This is a genomic window from Pseudomonas sp. MPDS, assembly GCF_013283895.1.
Classification (GTDB): domain Bacteria; phylum Pseudomonadota; class Gammaproteobacteria; order Pseudomonadales; family Pseudomonadaceae; genus Aquipseudomonas; species Aquipseudomonas rhizophila.
The window spans coordinates 2962517-2975138 of record NZ_CP054128.1; the positions used below are offsets into that span (position 1 = coordinate 2962517).

Consider the following 12622-nt stretch of genomic DNA (forward strand, 5'->3'; position numbering starts at 1 on the left):
CTGTGCCGATTCAAACGGTGTCGACTACAGTTCCTTGCATGTGCAGGGGATGCCCCGTTAAGCAACGGAATACTGATCATGACCCAAGACTCCTCCGACCCAGCCTTCAAATCCCTCGGTTGCGCCGAATGCCGCAACCATGAGGCGCTGGGGTTCGACTTCACAATGGCCTTTCAACCCATCTTCAATGTACGAACGCGCACCGCGTTCGCTTATGAGGCGTTGGTGCGGGGCGTCAATGGCGAATCGGCAGGCTACATTCTTGGACTGGTCAATGACGGTAACCGCTACCGGTTCGACCAGGCGTGTCGCGTGAAGGCGATCGAGGAAGCCGCCCGGCTGGGCATTCTGGACATTGCCGATTGCCTGCTCAGCATCAATTTCCTGCCCAATGCCGTGTACAGGCCCGAGACCTGTATCCGGGCAACCCTGGAAGCCGCACGTAATACAAACTTCCCGCCAAACCGACTCATGTTCGAAGTGACGGAAGGCGAGAAAGTGGTAGATCCTGAGCACCTCAAGTCGATTTTCGTGGAGTACGAGCGCCAGGGTTTCACCACCGCCATTGACGATTTCGGCTCCGGTTACTCAGGACTCAATCTGCTGGCCATGTTTCAGCCGCAAGTGCTGAAGATTGATATGGCGTTGACCCGCACGATTGATCAAGACACCGTCAAGCAAGCGATTGTCGAGGGTATCGTCCTGGTCGCCAAACGCCTGGGCATTACCGTCATAGCCGAGGGCATTGAGACGCGAGGGGAAAGCGCCGCGCTTCTGGAGCTGGGTATCGATCTGATGCAGGGATACCTGTTCGCAAGACCTGAGGTCGGTCGCCTCCCGCCTGGCAGTTTTGACTGAGGCGTACGGGCCGTTCAAGGAGTTTTCCAAAGACAGCTTTTTTGTTCGCTGGGTGAGATGGCAGAGGCTTTTCACGGTTTTTGTCGGCCGTGGTTGAGCCAGCGGGAAGCACCCAATATATAAAAAGCTCCTCCCGCGATAATAAAGAGCGCGAGCATGTAGAAAATGCTGTGGGGCGGTTGCGTGGCCAGGACCACGCCGCAGAGCAACGGCCCGGCCGCGGCCCCCAGGTTGCCGAGGTTCTGCGCGGCGTAGTACATGCCGCGCAGATGGTTGGGCGCGATGTTGTCGATGAACATGTATTCCGCGGGGAATACGATTATTTCCCCGACAGTGAATACAGCCATGGACATCACCCAGAACATCACCGAGTTGGACAGGGCGAAACCGGCCAGGCCCATGAGGAACATTCCCAGCCCGGCCACTAGCCAAAGATTCAGATGCCGATGGGATATTTTCTTGCCGATGGAATATTGCAAGCTGATCACCATCAGCGCATTGGTCGTGACGATAGCGCTGATGATTCGGTAGGTGTTCTCCGGCGTGGTTGTAACCACCAGATACTGCGAGAGATAGGCGGTGAACTGGCCGAAGACCACGGCGCTGAGCAGGCCGCCTAGTGTGAAACATACCAGCCGGTAATCCTGGAGCAGAACCTTGCCCACCGCCAGGAAAGGCGCAGGCGTCTGGCCTGCGTCGACGGGGGCGGAATGTCTGTCGCCCCAAACGAAGTAAATGAGAAAGAAGCCGGCACCGAGCCCGGCAGACAATAGAAAGGGCAAGCTGATCCCTAGCTTGGCAATTCCCGCCCCGAGAAACGGTCCGACGGCATAGCCGATGTTGGTCAACGTGTATTTGATCGAGAACACTTCGCTGCGTTCGGCGGCGGGGAGCAAGCTGCCAAATCCCGCTTTGACCGCTATATCGATGACGGCATATGCCAGATTGATCAGCACCAGGCAGATGAAAAAAAGCCAGAGTTCGCGCGTCACGACTGCCCCAAGGAACCCCAGGCTGAACAACCCACTGAACCCCAGAATGAGTCGGTAGCTGGATAGCCTGTCAACCAGGAAACCGCCATAGAGGCTCAATAGCGATCCAATGATCAGTGTGCTGCCGATGACCACTCCGATATCCGCCACACCCATGGCGAAGTTTTCGGACAGATAGATAACCAGATAGGGCAGCGTGATCGCTTGGCTCAACGTCAGTATCGAAGACGCGCAAAGCAGCAGGTTGACGGTCGTGGGGTAGTTTCTAAGGGTAGCGAGCATCCTTGCCTCTTTGTTCAATCGATCATTGCCAGGGGCGCAGCGTGGCGCAATACGCTCGCGGCAAGTTTACTGAGGAATCCAGTTCTGATTTATGATGGATTTTCCATTGCAGGTTGAACTCAATTCATCAATAACAGGACGCCTAATGTTTTCCTCCGAGCGATTGAAGGGGATCGATGTCTTTGTCTGCGTCGCCGAATCCGGCAGCTTCAAGGCCGCCGCAGAGCGGTTGAGCCTCACGGGCTCGGCCATCAGCAAAAGCGTCGCCCGTCTGGAGAGCCGCCTTGGCGCTCGATTGTTCGATCGCACCACCCGGCGGGTATCGCTGACGGACGCTGGGACGGCGTTCTATCGCACCTGCACGGGGGTGCTTGCAGACCTTGAAGAGGCCGAGCTGTCGCTGCGTGCTGAAGACGCCGAGCCACAGGGTAGGGTCCGGCTTGACCTTCCGGCAGCCTTTGGTCGTTCGCAAGTGATGCCCATCATCTTGCGGTGTATCCAGGACTATCCGCGGCTGGTGCCGCACATCTCGTTCACGGATCGTTTCATCGACCCTCTCCAGGAAGGCGTGGATATCGTCGTCACCATTGGCGGCTCACAGGTTTGGCCTGACGCGCTGGGGCATCGTTACCTGGGTCGTGAATGGCATGTCTTCTGTGCTTCACCCATGTACTTGGCCAAGCATGGCATCCCCATGACCGATCGCGATCTGGAACATCACCAGTGCATCGCCTATGGCTGGCCGGACGGCAAGCTCAGTCCGTGGAATTTTGCCGGTGAGCGTCCCGGCGAGACGGTAAGAAAGCAGGTGTCGCCAGCGTTGGTCGTGGGGGACGGTGAAGGGCTGGTTGCTGCGGTATCGGCCGGGTGCGGGATTGCACAGTTACCTTCATGGTTGATCCAGCGGCAGCTTGAGGAGGGCACGTTGATTGAGGTGCTTGCCCATCTGGCAACCGACGGAATGGTGATCAACCTTGCCTGGCAGAAAAGCCGTGAGAAGCTTCCCAAGGTCAGTGCCTTGCTGGAAGCACTTGCGGCCAATTTGTGTCAGCCGGTAGAAGGCAATCCTCGCAAAGCCGTGGACGTCTAACCCAGCGGATCATGGCAGCAGACACACAGCTTGTTGCCGTCGAGGTCTCGAAAATAGGCGCCGTAATAGTCGGGGTGGTAATGGGGCCTCAATCCAGGCGCTCCCTCACACGTTCCTCCCAGGGCCAGCGCCATTGCGTGGCTGCGTGCGACAAGCTCCCGGCTGGGTGCCAGCAGCGCCACCATCTGACCGTTACCGGGCGCGCTTGGGTTGCCGTCAAATGGTTTTCCAATCACGAAGATCGGCCGAGGCGAGCCCTCGCAAACCCAACCGGCCCAGCCTTTAGTGGCGTCGCAGAACTTCAACGTAAGGCCCAGCCCGGCCATTATCTTTGAATGGAAAGCGAACGCGCGGTCGAAATCGCCTATGCCTAGGAAAACGTGAGAGATCATGCTGGCTATCCTTGCGGTCAGGGAATCGAATGAGTCTGGCGCGAAACGATGATCAGTGAAAGATGCATCACCGGGTGCGCCTGGCGATGTTCTCCTCGTGTCGGGCGCGGTCGGTCGATTCACTGGATGTCAGGATGATACGAACGGCCACAACCACGCCGACAAGAACACCGGCTAGCCCTGAGGTTTCCCAAAGTGTGGGCAGCCGCTGATGAAACATCAGGCCCAGTATCGTCGCGAAGAGCGACTCCAGGGATATCAGTTGCCCGCTAAGCACCATGGGCAGGCGACGGGACGCGGCATTCCACGCCCAGGCCCCGACGACCGATGACATCAGCGCGATAAAGAGCCCCCAGGCATACAACGGCCCAGCCACGGAAACACTGAAGCCCAGACTTGGCAGTTTCAGAAGATCAAGCACCAGTACGGCGGGTAAGGCGATCAAGGTGCCCAGCCCGGCGCCTGCCATCATCAAGCCGGTCCAGGCCCCTGATGCGTTGACGGCAAGTTTTTCCAGGCCCCTTTGATTCAACGCGGCGAATACGAGCCAGAGGATCACTGCGCTGATTGAAAAGAACAGCCCCTTGCGCCAGGCACTGTCGCCAGTTGGGAGGTGATTGAGACTGCCGACGTTCAACAGCAACAGCCCGCCTGTCATCAACGCCAGTGGTATCACGAGCTTGCGCCATTCGAGGGTTCTGCTCGTGGCGTTGCCGAGCACGGCCTGCAGAAGCGGCACCATGCCAATAAGTGCAGGGGTCAGTACCGGCCCTCCGTAAATCACTCCGGCGGCAATGCAAGTGCTATAGCCGAGGTACCCGATAATTCCCAGGCTTGCGCCAAGAAGCTGCTGTTCGCGGCTCAGGCGTCGAAGTCGAGCTCGATAGAACACCATGACGCCCATACCCAGCGTCCCGGCGATCAGAAACCGAACGATCATCAAGTCGTAGATCGAATAGGCACCGGTGACGTAGGGCGCTACGAAATTCAAGGCCCAACTCAGAGTGGCGACGACGGCGAGGGCCACGCCTGCGGTGGTGTTTGAGTCATTCCTGAGCATCGGTCTATCCATGAGATATTCAGCTCATGTTGCGCAGCGTCAGGGCTATGCTACAAACGAGTTCTCGGCCACGGATGCATTACCGGTGATTATGAATACGCTTGGAAAGTCTTTACCGCCGCTCGCCAGTTTATTGCCTTTTGAAGCGGCGGCGCGGCTGGAGAGTTTTTCGAAGGCCGCCGAGGAGCTGCACATTACCCAAGCGGCGATCAGTCGGCAGATACGGGGACTTGAAGAGAATCTTGGGCTAAAGCTCTTCAGTCGGCGCAACCGCGCAGTGTTTCTCACCCAGGAAGGACGCGAGCTAGGGCGTGTGGTGAGCAGCGCCTTGCGCAGTATCAGCGATGTCGCCGAGACCCTTCGCCAGGCGCCTGGCAAGAACCGTGTCGTTCTGCTGTGCCAATTGTGCGAGGCGTTCTACTGGCTGATGCCGCGCCTTTCGTCATTCCACCAGCAATACCCGGAGATCGAAATCCAGGTGGCCACTTCAACCCGGCCGCTGACTGAATTCAATGAGCATTTTGACGTGGCCTTGCAAAGCACCGGGCGCCCCAGTGGTGCGCATGTTCTGGTCTTTACCGCTAGCGATGAGGTGTTTCCGGTGTGCAGTCCGCAATACCTCAATGTCCAAGCGCCCATGCAGGTCAGTGAGCTTGCTCGCCACACGCTTTTGCACTATCGCACTACGCCGCCTCACTGGATGCAGTGGGAGGGTTGGCTAAAAGCGTTTGGACAGATACCGGCTGTTGATCTTCAAGGCACTGTATTTGACAGCTACCCCTTGATGCTTCAGGCGGCGGTGGAGGGGCACGGAATTGCACTGGGATGGCGCCGCACCGCCGCAAGGCTGATTGAGCGTGGGGCTTTGGTGAGGCCTTGCGCGCAAAGTGTTCCCTTGCCTGAAGCGATATCGGTTTTCAGAAATTCGCACGCAGCAGATCGCGCTGAAGTGAGCGCACTGATCGAGTGGCTTGAGGGGGAGTTGGCAAGTGAGGGCTGACGGCTGTCACCCTGGCGGATTTGCGTGAATCCACTAGAACCTGGCTTGCTTGCACAGGTCATCTGAAAGAAATCAGGTGTGGATTAGTATTTATGCAAAGTGTCTGTGTTTACACAGTGGGTCATTCGACCCGAACCCTCGAACAGTTCGTGGAGATCGTCAGCGGTTTTGGTGTCGATACCATTGTCGATATCAGGACCGTCCCGCGATCACGGACAAATCCTCAATACAATCTGGATACGCTTGCACACCGACTGGCCGAATTCGATATCGGGCATCAACAGATTCCGGAGCTTGGCGGATTACGAAAAAAATCAAAGACCGTTGCCGATGAGGTCAACGCATTCTGGGTCAATCGAAGTTTCCATAACTACGCGGACTACGCCCTTTCGCAAGAATTTGAGGTCGGTCTGAATCGCCTCCTCGCGCTCAGCAAGACTCACCACTGCGCCATCATGTGTGCGGAGGCTGTTTGGTGGCGTTGCCATCGCAGGATCGTCGCCGACTATCTGTTGCTTCGCGGTGTAGAAGTCATCCATATCATGGACAAAGATAAAGCCAATACAGCGGTGTTGAGTCCGGCTGCGAAGGTTCACGGGCTGAAATTGACTTATCCCGCTGGAGAGTGAACAGGGCTACTGAGCTGTGTCGGCCACTGGCTGCCGAGCTTCGGTGCGCACCACCATCCAGATGCCGATCCCGGACACCGCCATGCCCGACACCATTTGCCAGGAAAGAGGTTCGTTGAACATCGCCCAGGCCCACAGCATCGTAACGGGGGGGCTGAGGTACAGGACGCTGGCGACCCGGGTGGCTGACGCGCGGCGCAGGCACAGCCAGTAGAGCCCATATCCGCCAATCGTAGACAAGCCCGCGGTCCACAGGACACTCAAGATAAAACCTGTGCTGGGTATCGGTGCGAGGCTGCCCTGTAAGCCCTCGACCAAAGCGAAGGCAAAGCCCGAAACACAGCATTGCAGCCATAGGTTGGGGAGTAGGCCCAAGGACTGCGATGGCGGGAGGTGCTTTTGCCACAATGTCGCGACGGCGAGTGAAAGCATGCCAAGCAGCGGCAGCGCATAAGCCCATAAGGGCGCATCGCCCCAGGCCAGCGCGCCATGTGTCACCAGCGCGGCCCCGATCAGGCCGATGACCAGGCCGGCCCAAACCGGCCAGGCCAGTCGCTGTCCCAGGACGCCCGCGGCCAATAAAGCCAGGCCCATGGGCAGAAGGTCGGCGAACAGGGCAGCGAGCCCGGCCGGTACGCCCAAGGCAATGCCTTGGGTAATACCCGCCAGATACCCCGCCATGGCCAGCAAACCGATGCCGGCGTTTTTCAGCAGCACGGCAGCCGAGGTTCGCCTCAAGTTCCTGGCGACAAACGGGAACAGAACGAGCGTGACCAGCACGCAGCGCCAGAACACGACCAGTAACGGCGGCGCGTAATCAAGCGAGAAGCGCGCGCCGATGAAGCCTGAACTCCAGCTCAACACCAGCGCCGCCTCGAGTAAGAACAGAGGTATCGCCTGGTGCCATTGAGGTTTGGAGAGAGCAGGGCATGAGATCGATCGGTATGCATCCATGCCCACAGGCTACGAAAGCAGGCTAATCTAATAAATCAAAATATAGTGCAGCAGTCATTCACAAAGGTTGAATTATGCCGGCCATACTCGATATCGAACTGATACGGACTTTTCATGCGGTGGCGCGCATCGGCAAATTCAGTGCGGCGGCGGAGCAACTGCACAAAAGCCCGGCAGCGGTGAGCGTGCACATCCAGCGGCTGGAAGCGGTCGCCGGTGGACGATTGCTCAACCGTGACAATCAGGCGGTTTCCCTGACCGCACTGGGCAAGCGTTTGCTCCTGTCTACCACCGAGTTGCTCAGTACCCACGACCGGGTCTTGGCCGATCTGCATGGCACCCGTCTGGCGGGGCGTATCACCTTGGGCGTGCCGGATGAATATGCGGACCATGTCATCCGCGACATCCTTCCGACATTCGCAGCCGCCTGGCCGAACGTGGTACTGGAGCTCAGGACGGCGCCAAGCTACGCGCTACGTGATCAGGTTCAACGTGAAAAACTCCAGGCTGCGATGATTGCCCGGCCGAAGGAGCTGCCGGACACAGAGTCGCTGCGGTTAACCTCCACGACACCTGTTTGGGTCGGCCCGATCAATAGCGTGATTGCCTCGACGCAGCCGCTGCCACTGGCCGTGCATGCGGCGCAGTGCCCTTATCGACAAGCCATGGTGGAAGCGCTGAAGCAATGCGCTCGCAAGTCGCGCATTGTCCTGGAAAGCCCCTCCACCCAGGCCGTCAAGGCGTGTGTGGAGGCCGGCTTGGCGATCAGTCTGATAGACCGGGCCCGGGTGACGGACAAGATGCAGATCCTCGATGATCTGCCCCGGGTGCCGGAGCACGAGGTGGTGTTCATTCGAGCGCAGGCGTCCCATGCCGATGAGGCGGTGAACCTGCTCTCCCGAGCCATGCAGCAATATTTTCGGCTTTGATGAAAGGGGCGGGGCAATCCCGCCCACCAGGTTTATTTTTTACTGCCCGACAACGGCGGCGTACGCGGTGGGACCACCCGTTTGGAGCCCAGCGACTCAAACGCCGAAGCCAGGCGCAACAGGGTCGAATCGTCATAGGCACGTCCGGCAAACGTCAGCCCTACAGGCATGCCAATGTCCGCCATCACGCCCATCGGCACAGTAACGGTGGGCACGCCCAGGTGCCGGATGGCCAGGTTGCCATTGGCGACCCAGACCCCGTTGCTCCAGGCGATATCGGCGGACGCCGGGTTGATATCTGCATCTGCGGGGCCAACGTCGGCGACTGTCGGGAATATCACCGCATCGAGCCCTAGCCGGTCCATCCAGTCTTCAAGATCGATTCGACGTGTCTGTTCAAGGCCCCGCAGTCCGTCCGCCAGGGTGGGGATCTGGTCCCACGGCGTAATGCCGCGTTCGGCCATCCTGACGTATTCATCCATGCCAGCGGCCAGGTCGTCCTCACGGTTGGGCAGGGTGCCCGGGTCGTGGGGGAATATCAGCGGTCCGTCAACATCGGCCAGGCGATTGAGTTTCGGATCACCGTTGGCCCGCAGAAAGTCATCGAACGCCCAGGCCGACAGGTCCCACAACTCATGGTGCAGGAACTCCTTGGACACCAGGCCCCGAGTGAATACGGTCGGCGCGCCCGGACGATCACCTTCGCAGTTGGACACCAGCGGGAAATCGACCTCAATCACTTGCGCGCCACAGGCTTGGAGCGCCTTGCGGGCGTCTTCCCACAGGGCCATGACCGAGGCTCGGGTGTTGATTCGCTGCCCCGTCGGCCCGCCAATGCCGGGAGCCTCAGCCGTGCCCGCTTCGGGATCGGCGTTGATGTACATGCGCGGAACTCCGAAGCGGACCCCAGCGAGTGCTTCCTTATGCGCGGCAAGGCCCGGGTATGAGGCGGGGCGAACCGAGTCGACAGGCGGGAGGGGCACCCAGGGTTGCATGCGCCACAGATCGCCCCGGGTATCAGGATCGTCCGCCACCACGACGTCGAGCACTTCGAGAAGATCCGCCATCGTCCTGGCATAGGGCACGACGACGTCCATTGTTGGCGTCAACGGCCAGTTGCCGCGTACCGAAATCACCCCGCGCGAAGGTGTATAGGCACACAATCCGTTGTTCGAGGCCGGGCCCCGGCCGCTCGACCAGGTTTCTTCGGCAAGGCCGAACGCGGCGAAACTGGCTGCCGTTGCAGTGCCTGCACCGTTCGAGGAGCCCGATGCGAAAGGGGCGGTGAGGTAGTCCGCGTTATAGGGGCTTTCAGCCCGGCCATAGACACCGCGCTGCATGCCGCCATTGGCCATGGGCGGCATGTTGGTCTTGCCCAGGCAGATCGCCCCGGCGGCGCGAAGCCGTTCGATGGTGAACGCATCGCGATAAGCGATCAGGTTCGCGAACGCCGGACTGCCAGAAGCCGCCGTGAGCCCCTTCACCAGATAACTGTCCTTGGCGGTATAGGGAATGCCATCGAGCGGACCGAGGGTTTGTCCCTTGGCCCGACGGGCATCGGACGCCTGTGCTTCTTCCAGGGCATCGGGGTTTCGCACGACCACAGCGTTGAGGGCGGTGGACGTGTCGGCGCCGTCATAGGCATCGATCCTGGCAAGGTAGGCCTGGACGAGTTCGACCGCGGTCGTCTGACCGGACTGGAGCGCTGCGCGCAGTTGTGCGATGGAGACTTCGGTAATTTCGATCATGCTGTTACCGTTGCGGCTGACTGGGGGTGTGACGCGCGGGGCCATTCAAACTGGGTCTTGGGCACTTCAGACATCTCAAAGTGGGTTCTCATGTCGGTTGCATGCACTTTACTACGGGATAACCGCCAGAGGGCCTAATTAGAAAACCGCCCACACTCGGGCAGTACCTTTTGTATAGAATACGGCCCAAGGGTGTCACCGCAAAACGCGGCAGGGCAGGTTTAATCAAGCGCAGGTCGGGCCGCCAGCGCGGAGTCGCTGTGCCTATGAGCCCGGAACCGTTGCGCCTGAATAATAAAAGTGAGTCACCTTCCGCCATGGCTTTCCTCTCCCGTTTTTTCGCCGCTGAATCCGCTGGCGGCCTGATCCTGATGGCTTCCGCCCTGGCCGCGCTGATAGTAGCCAATTCGCCCTGGTCAGAAGTTTACTTCTCCACGCTGCACATCAAAGCCCTGGGGCTTTCGGTGGGGCACTGGATCAATGATGGCCTGATGGCTCTGTTCTTTTTACTGGTCGGCCTTGAGATCAAGCGTGAAATGCTTGAAGGCCAGTTGTCGAGTTGGGGCCAACGAGCCCTTCCGGGATTTGCGGCGCTGGGCGGTATGCTGCTGCCGGGCTTGATCTACGTGGCGATCAACTGGGGTAATGCACAGACTTTGAGCGGCTGGGCGATTCCCACCGCAACTGACATCGCGTTTGCTTTGGGGGTGTTGTCGCTGCTGGGCAAGCGTGTGCCCATTTCCTTGAAAATCTTTCTCTCCGCGCTGGCGATTCTGGATGACCTTGGGGCCGTCCTCATCATCGCGATCTTCTACACCAGCGACTTGTCGACGAACATGCTGCTGGCGTCCCTGGGCGTTACGGCACTGCTGGTGGTACTCAACCGTTGCGGCGTCAAGCGGCTGTTTCCCTATGTGATAGCCGGTGCACTGCTCTGGTACTTCATGCTGCAATCGGGCATCCATGCGACCTTGGCCGGGGTCATTCTTGCCCTGTGTATCCCCCTTGGAGACTCCAACGAAGGCGGGTGGTCGCCACTGCTCTACCTCGAAGAAAAGATGCATCCATGGGTGGCTTTTGCGGTCGTGCCCATCTTCGGCTTCGCCAATGCCGGCGTGTCCCTGGCCGGTATTTCGCCGAATAATCTGCTTGATCCGGTACCGATGGGCGTGGCGATGGGGCTGTTGCTGGGCAAGCAGCTTGGGGTGTTCGGGTTGGCGGCGCTGGCCATTCGTTTCGGCTTGGCCAAACTGCCTGAGGGGGCCAGATGGTCGCAGATGTACGGCGTGGCGCTGTTGTGCGGGATCGGATTCACCATGAGCCTGTTCATCGGTGCGCTGGCATTTCCCAATGCGCCGCATCTGGTCGATGAGGTCAAAGTCGGTGTGCTGCTGGGCTCGACCCTGTCGGCCATCATCGGCGTCATGTTGCTGATGAAAGTAGGTCCCAAGAAAAACTGATGTGAGACGCGGCAGGGGCATTGTCCATGCCGCGTTATCCAGTTCGTCTCGCCTGGGTTAACCACAGTATTTCTCGTTCGCAGCGATGCTGTGGTCATGGTGAGGCGGTTGGCGTCATCTCTACGCCTTCTTTCGGGAACCAGGCCTGGGTCCGGTTGGCAAAAGCCACCAGCGACAGCATCACCGGCACTTCCACCAGCACCCCGACCACGGTGACCAGGGCCGCCCCGGAGTTAAGGCCGAACAAACCAATTGCCACCGCCACCGCCAGCTCGAAGAAATTCGAGGTGCCGATCAGGGCGCAGGGTGCCGCCACGTTAAAGGGTACTTTCCATAGCCGCGCCGCCGCGTAAGCAATGGCAAAAATGCCGTAGGACTGGATCAGCAAGGGCACGGCAATCAAAGCAATCAGCAGTGGTTTATCCAGAATGATCTGCCCCTGAAACCCGAAAAGCAGCACCACGGTGCCCAGCAGGCCGAGTATCGACAGGGGTTTGACCCGAGCGTTGAAGCGCGTGACCGCATACTCGGCCTCGCCGGCGTTTTGCGCCGAGGCACTGAGCTTCAGCCGGGTGAGTACCCCGGCAATCAGCGGGATCAACACATACAGCCCGACCGAAAGGATCAGGGTTGCCCAAGGCACCTCAATGTCAGTCACGCCGAGCAACAGCGCCACCAGCGGCGCGAAGGCGAAGATCATGATCACGTCATTCAGTGCCACCTGCGCCAGGGTGTAGGTGGCGTCGCCGCGTGTCAGCTGCGACCAGACGAACACCATGGCAGTACACGGCGCGGCACCGAGCAGGATCAGACCGGCGATGTACTGGCCGGCATCGCGAGGATCGATCAGGTCGATAAAGAAATAATGAAAGAACAACACCCCCAGCCCGGCCATGGTGAACGGTTTGATCAACCAGTTGACCACCAGGGTGATGATCAGCCCCTTGGGCCGTTCGTGAATGCGCTTGAGGCTGGAGAAGTCCACCGACACCATCATCGGATAGACCATCAGCCAGATCAGTACCGCGACAATGAAATTGACCGAACCGTATTCATAATCGGCCATGGTCTGGAACAGCCGTGGGAACAGACTGCCCAGACCAATGCCGGCGGCGATACAGAGGGCGACCCACACTGACAGGTAGCGCTCGAAAAAGCCGATGGGCTGGCGGGTGCTCATACTCAAACCTCTTCTTTGTACGTCTGCGCGCACAGGTTCCGGATGCAG

Annotated in this window: 12 protein-coding genes; 6 read left to right on the plus strand and 6 right to left on the minus strand. The window is 59.2% G+C overall.

The genetic code is table 11. The annotated features are described in order from the left end of the window. The first annotated feature begins 78 nt into the window (after positions 1 to 78). Positions 79 to 858 (plus strand): EAL domain-containing protein, encoded by a 780-nt coding sequence (locus HQ912_RS13015; protein ID WP_047225635.1) that lies wholly within the window; start codon positions 79 to 81, stop codon positions 856 to 858. A 71-nt stretch (positions 859 to 929) separates the two neighbouring features. Here HQ912_RS13015 and HQ912_RS13020 read toward each other — a convergent pair whose 3' ends face one another. After that, positions 930 to 2132, minus strand: a complete 1203-nt coding sequence (locus HQ912_RS13020; protein WP_173406881.1) for an MFS transporter — start codon at positions 2130 to 2132, stop codon at positions 930 to 932. A 145-nt stretch (positions 2133 to 2277) separates the two neighbouring features. On the opposite strand from HQ912_RS13020, the gene HQ912_RS13025 reads away from it, so the two are divergent. Then, positions 2278 to 3222, plus strand: a complete 945-nt coding sequence (locus HQ912_RS13025; protein ID WP_173407539.1) for a LysR family transcriptional regulator — start codon at positions 2278 to 2280, stop codon at positions 3220 to 3222. On the opposite strand, the gene HQ912_RS13030 is transcribed toward HQ912_RS13025, so the two are convergent. Together HQ912_RS13030 and HQ912_RS13035 are read right to left on the minus strand one after the other, a co-directional pair. After that, positions 3219 to 3614, minus strand: coding sequence for a VOC family protein (locus tag HQ912_RS13030; protein ID WP_076384292.1), 396 nt, complete (start codon positions 3612 to 3614; stop codon positions 3219 to 3221). The two genes, HQ912_RS13025 and HQ912_RS13030, sit on opposite strands and share 4 nt — an antisense overlap. A 67-nt stretch (positions 3615 to 3681) precedes the next feature. Next, complete coding sequence (locus tag HQ912_RS13035) at positions 3682 to 4674, minus strand: DMT family transporter (RefSeq protein WP_047225638.1); 993 nt, start codon at positions 4672 to 4674, stop codon at positions 3682 to 3684. Positions 4675 to 4765: 91 nt separating this feature from the next. On the opposite strand from HQ912_RS13035, the gene HQ912_RS13040 reads away from it, so the two are divergent. Beyond that, on the plus strand, positions 4766 to 5674 hold the full coding sequence (locus tag HQ912_RS13040) for a LysR substrate-binding domain-containing protein (RefSeq protein WP_076386626.1): 909 nt from the start codon (positions 4766 to 4768) through the stop codon (positions 5672 to 5674). 149 nt (positions 5675 to 5823) lie between these two features. Next, a complete protein-coding gene (locus HQ912_RS13045; protein WP_230682590.1) occupies positions 5824 to 6303 on the plus strand; it encodes a DUF488 family protein in 480 nt (159 codons plus the stop codon). Positions 6304 to 6309: 6 nt separating this feature from the next. Here HQ912_RS13045 and HQ912_RS13050 read toward each other — a convergent pair whose 3' ends face one another. Next, the gene (locus HQ912_RS13050; protein WP_173406882.1) at positions 6310 to 7257 is read right to left on the minus strand and encodes a DMT family transporter; all 948 of its coding nucleotides are present in this window, start codon (positions 7255 to 7257) and stop codon (positions 6310 to 6312) included. A 74-nt stretch (positions 7258 to 7331) separates the two neighbouring features. Between HQ912_RS13050 and HQ912_RS13055 the strand changes: the two genes are divergently transcribed. Continuing rightward, positions 7332 to 8186, plus strand: coding sequence for a LysR family transcriptional regulator (locus tag HQ912_RS13055; RefSeq protein ID WP_047225642.1), 855 nt, complete (start codon positions 7332 to 7334; stop codon positions 8184 to 8186). Positions 8187 to 8218: 32 nt separating this feature from the next. On the opposite strand, the gene HQ912_RS13060 is transcribed toward HQ912_RS13055, so the two are convergent. Beyond that, positions 8219 to 9934: an amidase gene (locus HQ912_RS13060; RefSeq protein ID WP_047225868.1), complete on the minus strand. Its 1716-nt coding sequence runs from the start codon at positions 9932 to 9934 to the stop codon at positions 8219 to 8221. Positions 9935 to 10200: 266 nt separating this feature from the next. Here HQ912_RS13060 and nhaA point away from each other — a divergent pair, with 266 nt between their 5' ends. Beyond that, the gene (nhaA, locus tag HQ912_RS13065) at positions 10201 to 11394 is read left to right on the plus strand and encodes a Na+/H+ antiporter NhaA (RefSeq protein ID WP_047225643.1); all 1194 of its coding nucleotides are present in this window, start codon (positions 10201 to 10203) and stop codon (positions 11392 to 11394) included. Positions 11395 to 11488: 94 nt separating this feature from the next. Here nhaA and arsB read toward each other — a convergent pair whose 3' ends face one another. Beyond that, positions 11489 to 12574: an ACR3 family arsenite efflux transporter gene (gene arsB / locus HQ912_RS13070; protein ID WP_076384300.1), complete on the minus strand. Its 1086-nt coding sequence runs from the start codon at positions 12572 to 12574 to the stop codon at positions 11489 to 11491. Between the last annotated feature and the right edge of the window lie 48 nt (positions 12575 to 12622).

Coding starts and splice junctions, on each gene's coding strand:
- HQ912_RS13015 (WP_047225635.1), top strand. CDS start 79: ATGACCCAAGACTCCTCCGACCCAGCCTTCAAATCCCTCGGTTGCGCC.
- HQ912_RS13025 (WP_173407539.1), top strand. CDS start 2,278: ATGTTTTCCTCCGAGCGATTGAAGGGGATCGATGTCTTTGTCTGCGTC.
- arsB (WP_076384300.1), bottom strand. CDS start 12,574: ATGAGCACCCGCCAGCCCATCGGCTTTTTCGAGCGCTACCTGTCAGTG.
- nhaA (WP_047225643.1), top strand. CDS start 10,201: ATGAGCCCGGAACCGTTGCGCCTGAATAATAAAAGTGAGTCACCTTCC.
- HQ912_RS13035 (WP_047225638.1), bottom strand. CDS start 4,674: ATGCTCAGGAATGACTCAAACACCACCGCAGGCGTGGCCCTCGCCGTC.
- HQ912_RS13060 (WP_047225868.1), bottom strand. CDS start 9,934: ATGATCGAAATTACCGAAGTCTCCATCGCACAACTGCGCGCAGCGCTC.
- HQ912_RS13030 (WP_076384292.1), bottom strand. CDS start 3,614: ATGATCTCTCACGTTTTCCTAGGCATAGGCGATTTCGACCGCGCGTTC.
- HQ912_RS13050 (WP_173406882.1), bottom strand. CDS start 7,257: ATGGATGCATACCGATCGATCTCATGCCCTGCTCTCTCCAAACCTCAA.
- HQ912_RS13020 (WP_173406881.1), bottom strand. CDS start 2,132: ATGCTCGCTACCCTTAGAAACTACCCCACGACCGTCAACCTGCTGCTT.
- HQ912_RS13055 (WP_047225642.1), top strand. CDS start 7,332: ATGCCGGCCATACTCGATATCGAACTGATACGGACTTTTCATGCGGTG.
- HQ912_RS13040 (WP_076386626.1), top strand. CDS start 4,766: ATGAATACGCTTGGAAAGTCTTTACCGCCGCTCGCCAGTTTATTGCCT.